Source organism: Pseudomonas sp. FSL R10-1350, from assembly GCF_009600525.1.
GTDB classification, from domain to species: domain Bacteria; phylum Pseudomonadota; class Gammaproteobacteria; order Pseudomonadales; family Pseudomonadaceae; genus Aquipseudomonas; species Aquipseudomonas helleri.
In genome coordinates this window covers 46,584-64,421 of the sequence record NZ_WIVR01000025.1, presented here as the reverse complement: position 1 = coordinate 64,421, position 17,838 = coordinate 46,584, and the positions used below count along the sequence as shown (strand labels likewise).

Genomic DNA, 17,838 nt, shown 5'->3' with positions numbered 1-17,838 from the left:
CTCGGTCAGCGTCGCGCCGCCCGTTGCAGCGCCACCGGCCAGTGCCGCGTTTGGCCTGCGGATTTTTACCGGGCTGGTGGGGGTACTGCTGGCGGTGTTGGTCTCGGGTTTTAACGAGAACGTGACCAAAGTGGCGATGCCGGACATACGCGGCGCCATGGGCATCGGTTATGACGAAAGCACCTGGTTGCTGGCGGTGTATTCGGCCACGTCGATCAGTGCCATGGCCTTCGCGCCGTGGTGTGCGGCGACGTTCTCGCTGCGCCGCTTCACCTTGTGTGCGATCGGCGCGTTTTTGCTGCTGGGCATCTTGTGCCCCTTCGCCCCCAACGTTTCTGTGTTGATGTTGCTGCGGACCTTGCAAGGGTTTGCCGGGGGCGCGTTGCCGCCCATGTTGATGTCGGTGGCGTTGCGTTTTTTGCCGCCGCACATCCGCTTGTACGGGTTGGGCAGTTATGCGTTGACCGCCACCTTTGGCCCAAGTTTTGGTACGCCGTTGTCGGCCTGGTGGGTGGAATACGCCGGTTGGCAGTGGGCGTTCTGGCAAGTCATTCCCCTCAGCCTGCTGGCCATGGGTTGTGTGGCCTGGGGTTTGCCGCAAGACCCGCTGCGTCTGGAGCGTTTCAAGCAGTTTGACTGGCGCGGGCTGCTGCTCGGCTTGCCCGGTTTGATCATGCTGGTGCTGGGCCTTGAGCTTGGCCAGCGGCTGAACTGGTTCGAGTCCGAAATGATCCGGATCTTTATCGTCGGCGGGCTGGCCTTATTGGTGCTGTTTTTCATCAACGAATGGTCGCACCCGCTGCCGTTCTTCAAATTGCAGTTACTGAAGAACCGCAACCTCTCCAGCGCTTTGCTGACTCTGGCCGGGGTGCTGTTTGTGCTGTTGGCGGTGATCAAGATCCCGTCCAGCTACCTGGCGGAGATTCAGGGCTATCGCCCGCTGGAAACTGCGCCGGTGATGCTGATGGTGGCCTTGCCGCAGTTGATTGCGCTGCCACTGGTGGTCGCCCTGTGCAACCTGCGCTGGGTTGATTGCCGCTGGGTACTGGCCATCGGTCTGGGCTTGCTGGCGTTGGCCTGTGCGCTGGGGTCGCAGGTGACTTCGGTGTGGAGCCGCGAGAACTTTTACGCCTTGCAGGCGATTCAAATCATCGCTCAGCCGATGGCGGTGATCCCGCTGCTGATGCTGGCCACGGGTGGCCTCAATCCGGCTGACGGGCCATTCGCATCGGCCTGGTTCAACACGGTTAAAGGCTTCTCGGCGGTGGCGGCGGGCAGCGTGTTGCAAGTGCTGACAGTCAACCGTGAGCACTTCCACTCGATGAGCCTGGTCGATCGCCTGGGCAACTCGCCGCTGGTGTCTGCCGGGGCTGATCTGGCGCACCGGGTGCACCAGCAGGCGATGGTACTGACCTCGTCGGATTTGTACCTGTGCATGGCCGGTGTCGCGATTTTATTGGTTGTCATTATTCCTTTTGGCCCGACGCGGATTTATCCGCCGGGCACAGTGGCGGGAGCAGTTAAATGAGTACGACAAACGGGCGCAAGCCTTTGCTGATGGCGGGTGCAGGGGTGCTGGCGCTGGCGGTGCTGTACGGGTTGTGGCGCGTGGTGTTTGCCAGCGGTCCGGAGCAAAGCACCAATGATGCTTATGTGAGTGCCGACTTCACCCTGATCGCGCCGAAAGTCGCGGGTTTTATTGATGAAGTGCTGGTAGAGGACAACCAGCCGGTCAAAGCCGGGCAGTTGCTGGCGCGCATCGATGCGCAGGATTATCAAGCCAGCGTGATGGCCGCCCAGGCCATGGTGGCCACGGCCCAGGCCCAGCAGATGAATGCCCAGGCGATGCTTGAGCGCCAGCGTTCGCTGATTGAGGAGGCCAAGGCCACGGTCGATGCCGACCTCGCCCAGGTGGAGTTCGCCGAGCACGAGTTACAACGCTATGAGCACTTGGCCGGGCAGGGTGCAGGCACTCTGCAAAACTCGCAGCAGGCGAAGAACCGCTCACAGACAGCCCGAGCACAATTGGCGCAACACCGCGCGGCACTGGAAGCCGCCCGCCAGCAAACACGAGTGCTGGCCGCGCAACACACCGCCGCCGAGGCTTCGGTGCAGCATGCACAAGCGTTGCAGGCACGGGCAGAACTGGAGTTGTCATACACCCAGTTGGTGGCGCCGTTTGACGGCGTGGTCGGGCGTCGCAGCGTGCGCAAAGGCGCTTACGTCAAGCCGGGCGACACCTTGCTCGCCGTGGTGCCGGTGGCCAAGGCCTACGTGGTGGCGAACTTTCTTGAGCATCAACTGACGCACATGAGCCCGGGGCAGCGGGTGATGGTTACGGTCGATACCTTCCCCGGCGAGCAACTGCACGGCACCGTCGACAGTATTGCCCCGGCCACAGGGGTGACGTTCTCGGCCATCGCGCCGGATAACGCCACCGGCAACTTCACCAAGGTGGTGCAGCGCATCCCGGTCAAAATCACCCTGGACTCAGACCAGCCGTTGATCCAGCAACTGCGTCTGGGCATGTCGGTGGATGCATCCGTCGACACCGCCAGCACCTCCGGGCAGCAGGTCAGCGCACGATGAACAGCAAAATAATGACCTGCGCCGTCACCTGTTACAGCCTGCTGAGCCTTGGCGGTTGCGTGATGGGGCCTGACTTCAAGACGCCCGAGACACCGTTGGCCGCGCATTGGGCGAATACGCCAAGCCAGTCCGGGCACAGTGGGACGGCTGAGTCGCCGGTGGACATGCGCTGGTGGGACAGTTTTGGCGACGCGCAGTTATCGGCGTTGGTACGTGAAGCCCAGACGCGCAACTTTGACCTGCAAATGGCCGCCAGCCGCCTTGAGCAAAGCCGGGCCATGCGCCGTCAGGTCGCCGCCGACACGCTGCCGGCGGTAGACGGTTCGGCGGGCTACAGCCGCAGTCGCAACAGCCAGCGCGGCTTGAATGACCCGTCGGGTAAAGCGGGCAAGCAAGCGTTTAACCTGTGGAACGGCGGGCTCGGCATCAGTTGGGAAGCCGACCTGTGGGGGCGCGTGAAGCGCTCGGTGGAGGTGGCAGATGCGTCGGTGCAAATGGCTGAAGAAGACCGCCATGCCGTGCAACTGCTGGTGATTGTGCAGACCGCCCAGGATTACATTGAGCTGCGCAGCACCCAGCAAGGGCTGGCGGTGATCGAGCAGAACCTGCACATCGCCCAACGCAGCCTGGAACTGACCCGGTTGCAACTCAATGAAGGCGTGGCCACAGACCTGGAAGTCTCTGAGGCGGCAGCCCAAGTCGCAGAAATCCAGGCGCGTCTGGCACCGCTGCAACAGCACAGCGCGCAATTGATCAACGCCCTGAGCCTGTTGCTGGCGCGTGAACCAAGAGCCTTGCAAGCGCAATTGAGCACGCCTGCCAACGTACCGTCCTATGCCGCGACCGTACCGATCGGCTTGCCCAGCGAACTGGCAGAACGACGCCCGGACATTCGCCGCGCGCAGGCCCAACTGCATGCAGCCACGGCCGCGATTGGCGTCGCCGAGGCGGACTTTTACCCGCGCATTACCTTGTCCGGGAATATGGGGTTTCAGGCGTTGCAACTGTCGGACCTGGGCAGTTGGGGCTCGCGCAGCTTTGCCTTTGGCCCGGGGCTGAGCGTGCCCTTGTTCGAGGGTGGACGCCTGAAGGGCGCGCTGCAATTACAAGAAGGCCGCCAGCAAGAAGCCGGTATTGGCTTTCAGAAAACCGTGCTGCGTGCCTGGCACGAAGTGGACGACGCGCTGGTGGCGTACCAGGCCAACCAGCGCCGCCGCGACAGCCTGCTGCAGGCGGTCGCCCACAACCAGCGGGCACTGGACAGCGTTCACCAGCAGTACACCCAGGGCACCGTGGACTTTCTTAACGTGCTGACCGTGCAAAACGCACTGCTGGCCAACCAGGCGGCGCTGGTCGACAGCACCGCCCAGGTCTCACTCTCGCTGGTCGACCTGTATGGCGCGCTGGGCGGAGGCTGGCAGGGCTAATAAATCGAGACCCTATCGCGAGACAGGCTCGGGCCAAGGATTTGAGGCGCATCCCGAATCCAACGCACGAGCTTGTCTCGCGATAGGGTCTTTTTACTACCCCTCCACGTGTAGGAGCGAGCTCGCCTCGCGATCTTTTGATCTTAAAGATCGCGAGGCAAGCTCGCTCCTACAACATTCAGCACGACGAGTTGCAGCGTTCGTATCTGCGTGGCTGCGCAGGGATTTGTTATGCTCGGCCCTCGAATCAAGCGCCAGCATAGGCGTGTCCAGTTCACTTTGAGCGTATTTATGTCTGCCGATACTCAAGCTGTCACGACGCGTTTTTCGCGCTCCGACTATAGAACTCTGGGGCTGGCGGCCTTGGGTGGGGCGCTGGAAATCTATGATTTCATCATCTTCGTGTTCTTCGCCCTGACCCTCAGCCAGCTGTTTTTCCCGCCCGATATGCCGGAATGGCTGCGCTTGCTGCAAAGTTTCGGGATTTTTGTGACCGGCTATCTGGCCCGCCCATTGGGTGGCATCTTGATGGCGCATTTTGCCGATCATCTGGGGCGCAAACGGGTGTTCAGCCTGAGTATCCTGATGATGGCCCTGCCGTGTCTGCTGATCGGGATCATGCCGACGTATGCCGATATTGGCTATTTCGCGCCGCTCTTGCTGCTGGCGCTGCGGATTTTCCAGGGCGCCGCAGTCGGCGGTGAGGTGCCCAGTGCCTGGGTGTTTGTTGCCGAGCACGCGCCTGCCGGGCGTCGCGGCTATGCCTTGGGCTTTTTACAGGCCGGTCTGACCTTCGGTTATTTGATCGGCGCCCTGACGGCGACCTTGCTGGCGCAACTGTTTACCCCGGCCGAAATCCTTGATTACGCCTGGCGCTTTCCGTTTTTGCTGGGCGGCGTATTTGGCGTGATCGGTGTGTGGCTGCGTCGCTGGCTGAGCGAAACCCCGGTGTTTCTGGCTTTGCGCGAGCGCCGTGAGGGCAGGGTAGAGCTACCTTTGCGCACAGTATTGCGGGATTTTCGCCCGTCATTGCTGCCCGCCGCGTTGCTGACCTGTGTACTGACCAGCGCCGTGGTGGTGTTTGTCGTCATTACCCCCACCGTGATGCAACAGCAGTTCGGCATGACCGCCAGCCACACGTTTGCCTTGAGCAGCGTAGGCATCGTGTTTTTGAACATTGGCTGTGTGTTGGCGGGTCTGGTCGTTGACCGCATCGGCGTCTGGCGCAGCATCGTGCTGTACAGCGTGCTGTTGCCACTGGGGATTGGCGTGCTCTACGCCAGCCTGGTCGGGCAATGGGGCTTGCCGGGGCTGGCTTACGCGTTGGCCGGTTTGACCTGCGGGATCGTTGGTGTGGTGCCGTCAGTCATGGTTGGCTTGTTCCCGGCTGAGATTCGCGTATCGGGCATTTCTTTTACCTACAACATCGCTTACGCGCTTTGGGCCAGTACCACGCCGTTGTTGCTGATTGCCCTGATGCCGTGGAGCCCGTGGGTGTGCGTGTTGTTCTGTGGGGTGATGGGCCTGGTCGGCGTGCTCACGGCCCGCTGGTTCGGCTTTGCCCGTGGCCATCAGGTCGAGCGGCGTTTGCGCGCGTTGGCAGAGGTGTGATGCAGAAACCTTCCGTCAGCGCAATGATTGCTGGGATTAATAGGAAGCATTACTATTCACGCCCCACCTATTCAGTCCAGTGCGATGACTCACAAAGTGCCCCGCCGAGCGGGCTTTTTTGAACATTACGAAGAGTTGATCGGTACCTGGACGCGTCGCTTGCGTAATCGCCAGCAGGCGCAAGACTTGGCCCATGACACTTTTGTACGCGTGCTCGAATCCACTTCGGAGGCCGTCGAGCAGCCGCGTGCCTATTTGCATCAAATGGCGCGTAATATCGCTGTCGATGGTTTTCGCCGTAAAGAGTTACGTGACGCCAAGGAGCAGGCAGCCGTTCCCCCAAGTTCGTCCGAGACGGGCGACCCGGAGCAGTACATGCGTGCTATCCAGTTGGCTGAGTCTGTTGAAAAAGCCCTGCAAGAGCTCCCGCTGAACTGCAGGAAGGTGTTTGTCTGGCAGAAGATCGAAGGCCTGACTCAAGCCGAGATCGCCGAGCGCCTGGGACTGTCCAAGAACATGGTGGAAAAATATATGATCCGCACCCTGCGACATCTGCGTGAACGGGTGGAGGCTCAATGATGGATACGCGTGACGGTACCCACGACATCGCCAGTGTGCGTGACGCTGCCGCAACCTGGTTTGCCCGTGTGCAGGCGCAGGCCTTGAATGCCGGGGATCAGGCAGAATTCGAGGCCTGGCGTGCCCGCCATCCGAGCCATGAAACGGAATACCAATGGCTGGTCAACCTCTGGTCGGCAGCAGATTTGCTGCCCAAGGAGCGCCTGCAGGCCCTCTGCGAGGTGCCGGTCAAGCCGATCAAGCGCCGTTCTGTACTGGGTTTTGGTCTGGCGGCCAGCGTGCTGGCAATGGCGGGCGGCGCATTGGTGTGGACGCAGTTGCAGTCTATGGGCAATTACCAGGGCAGCTTTGCCACCACGGCAGGCGAGCGCCGCACTGTGACCTTGCCGGATGGCTCGGCCATCGAGCTAAACAGCCGCAGCCAGTTGTTGGTCAGTTTTGAACGCCAGCAACGCACGGTGGTGCTCAAGCAGGGCGAGGCGATGTTCAACGTGGCTCACGACACGGATCGGCCTTTTGTAGTGCTCGCAGGCCCTGGCCAGGTGACCGTCACCGGCACCCGTTTTGATGTGCGCCACGAGGACGGCCAGGCGCAAGTCGCCGTGGAGTCGGGCACTGTGCGGGTGCAGGGTAACGAACCCGGATCGCGGGTTAACCTGACGGCGGGACTGGGCACGGTGGTCAATGCCCAAGGGCAGGTGGCGGCCGTACAACCAGTGAATACCGAAGCACTGACGGCCTGGCGCAAAGGGCAACTGGTGTTCAATAACGCCAGCCTGGCTGAGGTTGCCGCCGAAGTGTCGCGCTATCGGGACACGCCGCTGCACGTCAGTACGCCAGCGCTGGGGCAGTTGCGCCTGACCAGCGTGTTCAAGACCAACGACACCGACGCCTTGCTCAGCGCCTTGCCGCGCATCCTGCCGGTGGCGATCAAAACCCGTGACGATGGCAGCCAGGAAATCATCTCGGCAAAATAATTTCAGATCGGATTCAGGTTTTTTTCGAGTTCTTCGTCTTCTTGATCAACTGCAACTGGTTTGCATTAACAAGCGCAATCAAATGCGATCAACTGGGCAAGACTCGACGTGAAAAACAACCATCCTTGTGTGCGGTTTTCCTCGCTTAAATCATCTTTGAAAGCTCCATCGTCCAGCGCACGATCGCGCTTGTTGCCACTGGCGCTGGCCCTCGCGGTCAGTGCGGCGATGCCCGCTGCGTTTGCCGGCGAAGCCGTTGCCAGCGCCATCCATATCCAGGCCCAGCCGTTGGGTGCCGCGTTGAGCCAGTTGGCGCAGCAAACCTCGTTGCAGGTGTTTTTCAGTCCGCAACTGGTGGCCGGCAAGCAGGCGCCTGCGGTCAACGGCAACCTGTCACCCGAGCAAGCGCTGCGTGAACTGCTGCAAGGCAGCGGCTTGAACTACCAGCTTGATGGCGACGCCGTGACCCTGACCCCGGCGGCCACCGTGAGTGCCTCCGACGCTTCCGGCCCGCTGGAACTGGGGCCGGTTGACGTGAAAGTGGTGGGTAACTGGCTGGGCGATGCCAACGCCCAAGTGGTGCAGAACCACCCCGGTGCGCGAACAGTGGTGCGCCGCGAGGCGATGGTCGAGCAGGGCGCAATGACCGTCGGCGACGTGCTCAAGACCATTCCCGGTGTGCAGGTACAGGAATCCAACGGCACCGGCGGCAGCGATATCTCCCTCAACGTCGGCGTGCGCGGCTTGACCTCGCGCCTGTCACCCCGTTCGACCGTATTGATTGACGGCGTACCGGCAGCGTTTGCCCCGTACGGCCAGCCGCAACTGTCGATGGCGCCGATTTCACAGGGTCTACCTTTTTCTAATAATTTTGATCGAGGTCGTCAAAGGTGCGGGGCGAGAAGTAACAGAAAAAGGTTCAAGGATATATCTCTAAACCTATGGTTGTTTAGGTCGGGCTAAAGTATTGGCGGCGGTATTCTACTCTGTGGGAGTAGGATATATGTCCGTGAAGGTGATTGCTTGGTTCAAAGATATAAGCATGTATCGTCGTGGGATACATATTGATTGGGAATTCCTACGGTGTAGGAGTGGGTATGTCCGCAAAGCCAAAAATTAGCTTCACGGGTATAAGTATGTAAAGTGAGGATTTACATGTTTTTATAATTTAATGTCCAGCTTTTCGATAATGGATTGCTTGTATTCATCTGCTTCAATGTCTATTTTTATTTTTGCCTCTTTCCATTGTTCTTTATAAAAATCCTCCCATCGTGCTACTAATGAATGGACAATCATATCAAGGTTTTGTTGTTTGACACTGTTTCCGCTTCTAGCAAACTCTTTAATAAGAGCATCGTTAGATATTGATTGGTAGCCTGAAAAAGCCACTATTAGCTTTTTGGCTAGGTTGGAGGTCATTCGTATATCAAGCTCATCCATTTCTATTATTTTCACGAACATAATTAAAAATTTTTGACGCTCACGCCTTTTAAAACCACCAACCATACCGCCTATTTTTCCTGCATATTCCATCTTGTTCATAATTAGAACTCCTATGTTGATACAATACCAATACCATAGGGTTTAGATATGTCAATGCTTCAAGGTTGTATCTCCAAACCTTCAACTATTTTAGGTTTTGCTTCCGGGATATATCTTGTAGGAAATTGGCTACTTTCGTTTTTTTTGAAATTTTAACGTGACCAATACCCCATGTTTTTTTGTGAAATAAATCTGGGGGCGATTTTTGAATTATTTGAGGTTGATTTTTTAATGTGCTTTGTTGCAAAACCCAACTAAGTAATTTAGCTATAGTTGAACCCTATTTGTTAATTAAGGTTAGACCTTATATTTATTTTCGTTTTGCTATTGACAAGGTTTTTTGCCGCAAGTAAGCCATAATTCAATGGTTGAAAAAATTAAATATCTAAAAATTTCGATAAAAATGTTAAATTTTCATGGTCGTTTTTTCAAGAAATTAGTTTTTGTAAAAAGTCGATTTTTGGTTACTGCCCCAAATCGGTTCCGGGACATTTACGTTCATCAGGACAGTGAGCGGTATTCACCATTTTCGATGAGTTTGGAAAAGGGGGGCGTGTAAATATGTATTTTGTCATAGCTAGTTTTTGTGCATGTTGAGCGTTAATGTCGATATTATCTTGATTTTAAAGGTTTTTTTGCATTTGTCATTTTTGTCATAGCTGTCATAGGTTTTGAAAAATAAATCATTATTTGTCTTGAACTCCATTGACAAGCTCATATGCGTGCATCATAGAAGAAATATATTTCTTCTAGGCGTAAGCGTGTGCGTATGTGCATGGTCTTCGACTGTGCGTGTGTCGGTGTTCGGATTTGGAAAAGTGTGAACTTTTCGTCAGGAAAAGAATTTGATATGTATGTATACATACATATAGGTTGGGGGATATATCTCCAAACCTATGAAAGTGATGGGTTGGGTGGTTAACGCTGTTTGGGTCTATTTTTGATATAGGCTTTTGCACTTTGTGAGGTGTAACGCATTTGGCTATTTTGGGCGTGTAGTGGTGTGGGTTGGTGTCATTGTGTCAAAGGAATGGAAGAGAGCCGATTTTGGCTATTCTAATGCGTTCTAGGGCTAACGGCTCATAGGTCTTGTATATAGGTAGGTGAATACGGACGGAGGGGAGGGGGGGATGGGGTGGAAAGAAGAAACACCCGGTGGGGTGCTATTATCTGATATAGGCTTTTGCACTAATTATAATGCTAGGGTTGCTTTCTCCAATAAAATACAGTTCTACGGCTTACATTTAACTCCTTCATGACTTCCTTAATGGTTGCTCCTGCTTCAAGTAAGATAATACCTCGTTCTCTCTTGGTCTTGCCCTTCTGTTTACCCCTGAAAGCCTGTATCTCGCTTGTATGGGTTCTTGCGACATAATCGTCAAAGGTGCCCCGGTTAAAGTTTCTATGCGTCCACTTCGCCACGCTTTTGGCCGTGTGCTTTACTTCGGAAATGTCCAACGGCGTAGTAAAATTAACGTTGTAGCCGGTGGCACGGTCTAGGCAAGCGTTTAGCCATTGTTCATAGGTCGGCCAACCCTGACGAATCGCCTTGTATGCCCACGCTCTTAATTGGTCAAAAAGCATACAGTTACGACCCAAGCCATAATCCTCTATGGGCTTTTCTTTGGCCTTTTCAGGGGTTAGGTCGATGTAGTCGGCCAAGTCGTCCAACGTGTATGGATCGGCCTGCCATTGGTGGACGATCCAGTGGGAATTGATCGGATTCTTGCAGATCAACCCGGAATAGCCTCTGTCGGCTCCCAGACGACTACGCAAGCCTGCCTCAACGGCTGCAGCGTATCGTAAAGCGGCGGTTTTGCCGTCGATTGCGGTTCGGACAGGTGTTTGTAGGAGGTAAAGCAAATGAGCGTGCCCATTGGCCGGATTTCGAGCTATTAGGTTTGGGGCTGGTGCTCCCACGTCATCCCAGTGCATCCCAGCGTTGGATTTATCGAGGTCGAAAACCATCCAGTATCTATGGGTTGGCCCATTAGGTTGCACAAGCCTTGCAAGTTTTGCTTTTTCTTTTTTGTTTATTTTTAAGCCACTGGTTAAATCGTCAGTGTGATAAGGTCTCTTTGGTAAGTAGTCCTCAAATAGTTTTACGCATCCCATTGTTATCCTCTTCTAATAGTTATTTAGAAAAAAGAAAACCGGTAGGGGCTTGACAATATTTGTTTTGATGATTAAATGGAGGTGGAAGTATCATAAAATATTGTCGTTGTGTGTTGAGCCACCTTGCCGGGTGGTTTTCTTTTTATGCTTCCTTCAAGTTGCCACACTTTCTAGGTTTGTCAAACTTGAAGGTTAAAATGCCCGCTTAATTGCGGGTTTTTTATTTTGTGGGTTTGACTATTGATAAGGGTCGTAAGGGGCTTGAAATCATGAGGTTTTACAGCGGATTAGTTGAAATTAAAACTTGGCGTGATATAATTTTAATTACAGGTTGTTACCAGTTTATTTAATTAAGTAAAATTGAAGAAAATAAAAAGCCCGCGAGCCTGCGGCATAATTATTGCAAAACTTGATTGGGTTTGTATATAATTGATGAATTGTAAGTACCTAATGGATTTTTTAAGTGAATAAAAAAGAGGCAGTAACTGATTTTTGGGTGTATGAATTACTCAAGGAGGCTGGCGTTGAGTTAGAGCCACAGGGGAGTAGTATATATGAGATTAACGAAGCCCTTAAAACAGCATCCAAAAGAGGTTCAGGTAAAGTAGGTTTTCCTGAATTTGTAGGAGTTATCAAGGGCTTCCTAATTGTCATTGAAAATAAGGCTATGGTTTCAAACCATAAAAAAATTGACAGCGATGGCTTGATCAGTCTTAGCCCGAAAGATGTGAGGAACTTCGCTGTAAACGGTGCATTATTTTATGGTCAGCATTTAGCAAAAAACACCTCCTATAAAAAAGTTATAGCCTTCGGAATTTCGGGCGATGAGAAAAAGCACAATATTAGCCCGCTTTATATTGATGAGACAGAATATTATCGAGAGTTGCCAGAAGTAGAATCTTTTATTTTGTTCAATGAGCAAAATATAGATGAGTATTACGTTCGAGAAATTCTTCAAGAAGATACTGATCAAGAGAAAGAACTGGCTGAAATATTAAAAGACGCAGCTGAGCTGCACATAGCTCTAAGAAATTATGCGAGTTTACAGGATACTCAAAAACCGTTGATTGTATCTGGCATTCTTTTGGCTTTGCGTGAGGCGGAGTTTGGTGGTTTCAATATCGCTAGCCTCACAGGTGATGAGGTTGATACAGATGGCGAGAAAATCTATAACGCTATCGAAAAAAACCTAACACGCTCAAAAGTATCGCCGGATGTTAAGCGTGACAAAATTCTTGGTCAGTTTTCAATAATTAAAGACACTCACATTCTCAACGAGGTGAATTCAACCCTTAATAAAACGCCATTGAAACACTTTACGGAATTTTTATACAAAAAGATCTACATGAGTATTAAATATACAAGCTCATCGGAAGATTATTTGGGAAGGTTCTATGGTGAATTCATGTCCTACTCTGGTGGAGATGGTCAGACGTTAGGTATTGTTTTAACACCAAAGCATATAACTGATCTATTCTGTGAGTTGGTGGATATAAAGGCCGACGACATCGTACTTGATCCCTGTGCTGGAACAGCAGGGTATTTAATCGCTGCAATGCATCAGATGCTTGCGAAAGCAGATAGCGAAGTAGTAAAGAAAAGTATTCGCCAGAAGCAATTGCATGGCTTTGAATTACAGCCATACATGTTCACGATTGCAACAACAAACATGATTCTCCGTGGTGATGGAAAAAGTAATTTAATCAATCATGACTTTCTAAAGGAAGACCCAAGGAAACTTCAGCTCAAACAAGCTTCTGTGGGGATGATGAATCCTCCATACTCACAAGGCTCAAAGAAAAATCCCGGTCTTTATGAATTGGCTTTTACCGAACACCTGCTTAATTCTGTGATTACAGGGGGGGCGTGTAATAGTTATTATTCCTCAATCGTCAGTTACTGGTAAAACAATTGAGGAGCAATCGCTAAAGAAAAATATACTCAAAAAGCACACTTTAGAAGGGGTAATTACTCTAAACAAAGATACGTTTTATGGTGTTGGAACTTTGCCATGTATTGCTATTTTTAAAGCGGGCGAACCTCATCCAGCCGATAAAGAATGTAAGTTCATTGATTTCAGAGATGACGGTTATAGGATTAGTCCACATATAGGATTAGTTCAAACAGAGCAAGCAAAAGATAAAAATCAACATCTGCTGGATGTATGGTTTGAACGGATTGAATCCGAAAGCAAATTCTGTGTGAAAACTAGCGTCGAGGCAGAAGATGAATGGCTGCATAGCTTTTATTATTTTAATGATGAGGTTCCAAATGGAATCGAGTTTGAAGCTACCATTGGAAAATATTTAAATTTTGAATTTTCAATGATTATGCAGAATATAGAATATTTGTTTGAAAACGAAAATGACAAGGAAGTTAAATTTGAAGTTGTTGCCCCTCTTGCGGACAAAGAATGGCATGAGTTCTTCTTTACAGATATTTTTGAAACGGTTCAACGAGGAAAAAGACTAACAAAAGCAAATCAAATACCGGGTAAAAAACCGTATGTGTCGTCTACCGCAGCTAATAATGGGGTTGATAATTTTATTGGCAACTTCGAGGGGGTAAGAATTTATTCAAATTGCCTTACGATTGCAAATAGCGGTAGCGTTGGTGCAAGCTTTTATCACCCTTATGAGTTTGTGGCGAGCGATCATGTCACGCATCTAAAGAATAGTAAGTTTAGTTCATTTATCTATCTGTTTATAGCAACTCAAGCGAATAAGCTTTCAGAGAAGTATAATTTTAATAGGGAGATTAATGATTCCCGTATTGCTAGGGATAAGATAATGCTTCCTGTTACTGATACTGGACATCCAGATTATCAGTATATGGAACAATACATGATGAATCTAGAGTACTTAAAGCGAGCCCAATACTCGGTATATCTTAAGGCTAGTAAGCCTTAGATTTTATAATGCATTCTTAAAAGAAGCCCCTTATATGGGGCTTTTTTATTGGTAAGGGTCGTAAGGGTCTTGAAACGGGCTTGGCGGTTTAGGTTTCAAGAGCCTTATCTTTCTTGCTTGTTTCGCTTGATCGGCTTCTTCTTTGTCAAATTCAACGACTTGCTTGTTGGTGAACTTGTCGGATGCCCATAATCTAAATCTATCAGCAATGCCTAGTTCTACCTTCGTATGGTCTATTCCTCGTTCTTTAAGCTGTTCTCTCGCATTAAATAGATAATCCTTTCGTTTCTCGGAACCCAAGCGGCTTGCCATTTTATAGGTGTTTTCTCGTAGCCTCTTGTAATATTGGTCGATATTTTTATCAAGTCTTTTTGCTTCAAGTATTTGATCAACTAAAATATCAAAGCGTTTTATCAACGGTTCAAGTTCTTCCTCATAAACCTTAATGGCATTTTCTAGCACCGATTTCCTTTTGGTGTCATCCACTATCTTTCTCCTTAGCTCATGTAGTTCCTTGGTCATTCTTTCTTTGGTGGTTTTGAAGTTTTCTCTTAGCTCTTCGGTTTTGTTTGTCTTATTGGTTATGTCTTCGGTAAGTATTTTTCTATGATTGTCGAGTTTTTCATTTTCTGTTTTCTGCTCCGTCGCGTGAATTTCCAAGGTTTGGATTTTGTTTTGGTAGGTTGAAACAGTATTTTGAAGGTCGGTCATAGTGGCTTTAAGCGTCACGACATTCGTATTTTGTTCGGCAAGTTCTTCCTTCTTTTCTATTAGTTCTTGTTCAAGTTTTTCTACTTGTCTTGTGTAATAGTTATGGCTTCGCTCGCTTTTAGGTTTTTTTGCTTCTTGCTCGATTTTGCTCAAATATTCCTTTTTTTCATTTGTCTTTGGTAGGAATTTGGCTTGCAAACCGAACGCTGAGGCTAAGCCATTAAAGTGTTCATAGAACGCCGCCTGCATGACTTTTGACTTCCAAGACTCACGCTCTCGAATAAACCTATGGTTTTGTTTTTCATCGCTACGGTTTGGAAGTTTGAAGTCTTCCAATGTCGGCGGTTCGGATATATTTTCAAGGTTGGCTTTATTTTTTAAATAGTATTGTGATGCGAATTCATATTCTTGGGCTGAAAAGTCATATTTTCCACTCTTCGTATTTTGAAGGTCAAGAAAGGCGTGAACGTGGTTGGTTGTCTCGTCCAAGTGGCTAAATGAAAAAAGTATGGTGTTGTTGGGGAAATTTTTTCGATAGAACTGGTGTATAGCTCTCTGCAAAAGGTCAGTGTATCCCTTTGTGATTGCCAGTTTATTGGGTTCAGGGATCACAAGGATTATCTCTTTAACCCTGTTAACCGTCCTTGATACGGCTCGATCTGGTGCGTTCTGCTGGATTTCCTGCTTCTTGGTGGTGTAGTTCTCTAAAAGGTCAATACGCTGAGCTATACGGCTAATTTTGTGTTGATTGAGTAGGGCGGCATAGTCTCCGACTACTAACGGCTTTTCTCCTTCCATTACCGATGTGACGTATTCTTTTATTTCAGTCGGTTCGGTTGCGTTTATGAATTTTACCAGCTTCGATTTTAGTTTTCGGAGCTTTTCTTTTTCTGCTGCTATCTCGTCAGTCGCTTCTGTATCTTTTAGTTTGGTTTGTAGATGTTCGTTAAAGTCGGCCAGTAATTGCTCTGCCAATTCCATCGTTAATATTTGTTCAATACCACCAACAATGGCAACATTGGGGTGGGTTGGATTGGGGTTGAATTCGAACTCATCATACTCGTTTTGATCGAGCCTAAGCGAGTGTCTTAGGGAACTCTCTAACCCTTTCAGGTTGGAGTAGTTTCGATCTCTTTTGGTCAGTGTGATTGTCTGCAAATTGGTATCATTCATTTTATCCTCAGTGGAGTGGGTTTGCTTTTGATTTTGGCTTTTGCTTCTGTCTTGCCGACTAGGCACCTGCGTTAACCGTCACATCTTTTGCGTAGCAAAAGTGGGACTGTTAACATAGCAGGTATGCTTTGAGGGGCTTCTTTGAGAACTTGAACCATATACACATATTTAATCACATAAAAAATGTATATCAAGCATGATAGTGTTGGTGGTTTTGTATGGCGGTGCTGGTTGGGTATGTGCGTGCGGTGTAGTAATCTTTATTATTGTTATCTAGTATATATGATATCTATATATAGATAACTAAAGACGTGCGTGCGTGCGTGTGTATACGTGAGGCGTATGCAGGGGGGTGCATTATGCGAGAGATTTTTTTAAAAAAGTCTTCTTTTGGAGAAAGTCAAAAGCTATTCTGGTGATTAAGAGCATGGAGCCTTTGATTGTTGTTCTAAGTTTTAACGTGTAACGCCTTAATTTGTTAATGTGTAACCCCCTCCAAGATGCAGAATTTTAGAGGGGGTACGTTTATTTTATGATGTGGGAAAGGTCTGGTATTCCGAATGGCGTTAGTGGGGCTTTTTGTTTGAAAAATTGATGGGTGTAAAGATTAAAGTCTTTTTCACCTTTTATACGAATGTCCATGCCGACGAGATTTGTTTCTTTGTCAATTTTAACGTCGAAGGTGATTCCTCTGGTGATGAAAAATGTGTTGAGCTTCAATCGGCCTGCTTCTGTTTCGTATAGGGCTATTATGTCCTCGTAGGTGGTGATTTCGAGCGTTTCCGCTTCGATTGCTAGTGTGCCTTCAAGTTTTTGGATCTCGCTTTCTAACACGGTGATCCGTGCTTCGCTGTCGGCCACACGCCTGATAAATGTATTTGGGATTATTCCGTCAAACTGAGCTAGCGAAGCCTCTAACATCTCCAATGTGGTTTTTTCGGTTGTTAGCTTGGCTTTCTTGGCTCGTATTTCTTCTTTTGGTGCCGATATATCACGAACGGAAAAGAAACGGCTAAATGCGTCGTTTACGGTGTCCATTTGTTTGTATTGGTCTTGGCTGAACCAAGTGAAGTCTTTTCGCTTCTTATCTGTTCGCTCGTCAATGTAACGATTTTCCGATAACTGCCTCACGAAAGCGAGGAATGTGCCGAAAACAAGCTCAAATCTTATTCTGTTACTACATTCGCATACTCGTTCGGCTCTGTTAGAGCAAACAAGGTAGGCGTAGCGTTTTTTCTCGGTTCCTAATATTTGTAGGTTGAAAATCATTCCGCACTTATGTTCTTCACATTGGATGCAGTGCCGGAAAATATTGTAGTGGTGGGGTGTCCTACGTCCGTATTTTCGTCCATTTAATCGGGTTTTCATCGCTGCAACGGCTGCACTGAATTCTATTTCATCAATGATTTTTGGGAAGTAGTCGGGGACGTAACGGTCAAACGCTTTGGTGCCGTTCTCGTTTCGTCGTTGCAAACGTAGAACACCAATTGGGCTTTTGCTGTTTATAAGTTGAATAACTGCTGTTCTAGTCCAACGGCGTTTTGAATTTTTGTTTACTTGCTTAACGCTTTCTAATACTCCTACGTGTTTGAGTAGTTCGAAAATTTGGCGAATTTCTTGGGCTTCTTCTTCTACGATGACAAAGGATTGGCTTTGTTCATCGAAACGAAAGCCGTAGGGGCATCGTTTACCTATTACGTTGGTTTCTGCTGTATCTCGCTTCTTTACCCACACGGATTTCAAGCGTTTGCTCTTGGTGTCGCTTTCTTCGTGTGCTCGTTTGGCGATTACACCTACAAGGATTAAGGTTTCGAGGTCGCGGCTTGGATCATCGTAGGAATATGTCTTGTTGTCGAAAACGGTGTGTAGTCGCACGCCTTTTTTGAGAATTGACTGGATTAGATCAACGGAGTCGGTGAGTTTCTGGCGGGTTAGTCGGTCGATTGATTCGACAATGATGTAGTCGCCATGCTCAATTTCTCCACTCTCTATCCTGTCCAATAATCCTTTTAACTGGCCGATCCGGGCGTTTGCACCACGGAACGCACTGATCCCCTTGTCGATGACTGTTTCGACCACGGGAACGCCTGTGACATCTGTAAATGCTTGGAGTGGGGTGGTCTGACGGTCGTGGCTGTCTCGGCCTTCTTCGCCTTGCGAGGCGGTTGACCATCTGACGTATGCGTATGCCTTGGGCATTGAATC

12 protein-coding genes and 1 pseudogene are annotated in these 17,838 nt (G+C 49.8%); 9 read left to right on the top strand and 4 right to left on the bottom strand.

What is annotated here, in order from left to right; translation table 11 throughout:
* The 7 genes and pseudogenes from GHO25_RS13460 to GHO25_RS13430 form a co-directional block, all read left to right on the top strand.
* Positions 1–1,528 (top strand): MFS transporter (locus GHO25_RS13460; protein WP_372240938.1); only part of this gene is annotated, 1,528 nt, incomplete at its 5' end.
* The gene (locus GHO25_RS13455) at positions 1,525–2,589 is read left to right on the top strand and encodes an HlyD family secretion protein (protein WP_123752123.1); all 1,065 of its coding nucleotides are present in this window, start codon (positions 1,525–1,527) and stop codon (positions 2,587–2,589) included. The genes GHO25_RS13460 and GHO25_RS13455, both read left to right, overlap by 4 nt.
* On the top strand, positions 2,586–4,016 hold the full coding sequence (locus GHO25_RS13450) for an efflux transporter outer membrane subunit (RefSeq protein ID WP_153390976.1): 1,431 nt from the start codon (positions 2,586–2,588) through the stop codon (positions 4,014–4,016). The genes GHO25_RS13455 and GHO25_RS13450 overlap by 4 nt, the downstream gene beginning before the upstream one ends.
* A gap of 291 nt (positions 4,017–4,307) precedes the next feature.
* Complete coding sequence (locus GHO25_RS13445) at positions 4,308–5,627, top strand: MFS transporter (protein ID WP_153326454.1); 1,320 nt, start codon at positions 4,308–4,310, stop codon at positions 5,625–5,627.
* A gap of 84 nt (positions 5,628–5,711) precedes the next feature.
* Entirely contained in the window at positions 5,712–6,206 is a 495-nt protein-coding gene (locus tag GHO25_RS13440; protein WP_153390975.1) for a sigma-70 family RNA polymerase sigma factor, read from the top strand.
* The gene (locus GHO25_RS13435; protein ID WP_153326535.1) at positions 6,206–7,183 is read left to right on the top strand and encodes a FecR family protein; all 978 of its coding nucleotides are present in this window, start codon (positions 6,206–6,208) and stop codon (positions 7,181–7,183) included. Before GHO25_RS13440 ends, GHO25_RS13435 begins: the two co-directional genes overlap by 1 nt.
* A gap of 228 nt (positions 7,184–7,411) precedes the next feature.
* Positions 7,412–8,035: pseudogene (locus GHO25_RS13430) on the top strand (secretin and TonB N-terminal domain-containing protein); the annotation flags it as partial.
* Between the two features lie 309 nt (positions 8,036–8,344).
* On the opposite strand, the gene GHO25_RS13425 reads toward GHO25_RS13430, so the two are convergent.
* Together GHO25_RS13425 and GHO25_RS13420 are read right to left on the bottom strand one after the other, a co-directional pair.
* Positions 8,345–8,725, bottom strand: coding sequence for a hypothetical protein (locus GHO25_RS13425; protein WP_153390974.1), 381 nt, complete (start codon positions 8,723–8,725; stop codon positions 8,345–8,347).
* 1,200 nt (positions 8,726–9,925) lie between these two features.
* The gene (locus GHO25_RS13420; protein WP_153390973.1) at positions 9,926–10,840 is read right to left on the bottom strand and encodes a replication initiation protein; all 915 of its coding nucleotides are present in this window, start codon (positions 10,838–10,840) and stop codon (positions 9,926–9,928) included.
* A gap of 463 nt (positions 10,841–11,303) precedes the next feature.
* On the opposite strand from GHO25_RS13420, the gene GHO25_RS26745 reads away from it, so the two are divergent.
* Together GHO25_RS26745 and GHO25_RS26920 are read left to right on the top strand one after the other, a co-directional pair.
* Positions 11,304–12,746 carry an N-6 DNA methylase gene (locus tag GHO25_RS26745; RefSeq protein WP_218581079.1) on the top strand — a complete coding sequence of 481 codons (1,443 nt, stop codon included), beginning with the start codon at positions 11,304–11,306 and terminating at the stop codon, positions 12,744–12,746.
* The gene (locus tag GHO25_RS26920; protein WP_372240939.1) at positions 12,712–13,749 is read left to right on the top strand and encodes a restriction endonuclease subunit S; all 1,038 of its coding nucleotides are present in this window, start codon (positions 12,712–12,714) and stop codon (positions 13,747–13,749) included. Before GHO25_RS26745 ends, GHO25_RS26920 begins: the two co-directional genes overlap by 35 nt.
* 45 nt (positions 13,750–13,794) lie before the next feature.
* On the opposite strand, the gene GHO25_RS13410 is transcribed toward GHO25_RS26920, so the two are convergent.
* Together GHO25_RS13410 and GHO25_RS13405 are read right to left on the bottom strand one after the other, a co-directional pair.
* Positions 13,795–15,633: a hypothetical protein gene (locus tag GHO25_RS13410; protein ID WP_153390972.1), complete on the bottom strand. Its 1,839-nt coding sequence runs from the start codon at positions 15,631–15,633 to the stop codon at positions 13,795–13,797.
* Positions 15,634–16,158: 525 nt separating this feature from the next.
* Positions 16,159–17,832 (bottom strand): recombinase family protein, encoded by a 1,674-nt coding sequence (locus tag GHO25_RS13405; protein ID WP_153390971.1) that lies wholly within the window; start codon positions 17,830–17,832, stop codon positions 16,159–16,161.
* Between the last annotated feature and the right edge of the window lie 6 nt (positions 17,833–17,838).

What these genes read in the sequence shown, in the direction of transcription:
- GHO25_RS13435 (WP_153326535.1), top strand. Translation starts at nt 6,206, where the DNA reads ATGGATACGCGTGACGGTACCCACGACATCGCCAGTGTGCGTGACGCT.
- GHO25_RS13420 (WP_153390973.1), bottom strand. Translation starts at nt 10,840, where the DNA reads ATGGGATGCGTAAAACTATTTGAGGACTACTTACCAAAGAGACCTTAT.
- GHO25_RS13410 (WP_153390972.1), bottom strand. Translation starts at nt 15,633, where the DNA reads ATGAATGATACCAATTTGCAGACAATCACACTGACCAAAAGAGATCGA.
- GHO25_RS13405 (WP_153390971.1), bottom strand. Translation starts at nt 17,832, where the DNA reads ATGCCCAAGGCATACGCATACGTCAGATGGTCAACCGCCTCGCAAGGC.
- GHO25_RS13455 (WP_123752123.1), top strand. Translation starts at nt 1,525, where the DNA reads ATGAGTACGACAAACGGGCGCAAGCCTTTGCTGATGGCGGGTGCAGGG.
- GHO25_RS13445 (WP_153326454.1), top strand. Translation starts at nt 4,308, where the DNA reads ATGTCTGCCGATACTCAAGCTGTCACGACGCGTTTTTCGCGCTCCGAC.
- GHO25_RS13440 (WP_153390975.1), top strand. Translation starts at nt 5,712, where the DNA reads ATGACTCACAAAGTGCCCCGCCGAGCGGGCTTTTTTGAACATTACGAA.
- GHO25_RS13450 (WP_153390976.1), top strand. Translation starts at nt 2,586, where the DNA reads ATGAACAGCAAAATAATGACCTGCGCCGTCACCTGTTACAGCCTGCTG.
- GHO25_RS13425 (WP_153390974.1), bottom strand. Translation starts at nt 8,725, where the DNA reads ATGAACAAGATGGAATATGCAGGAAAAATAGGCGGTATGGTTGGTGGT.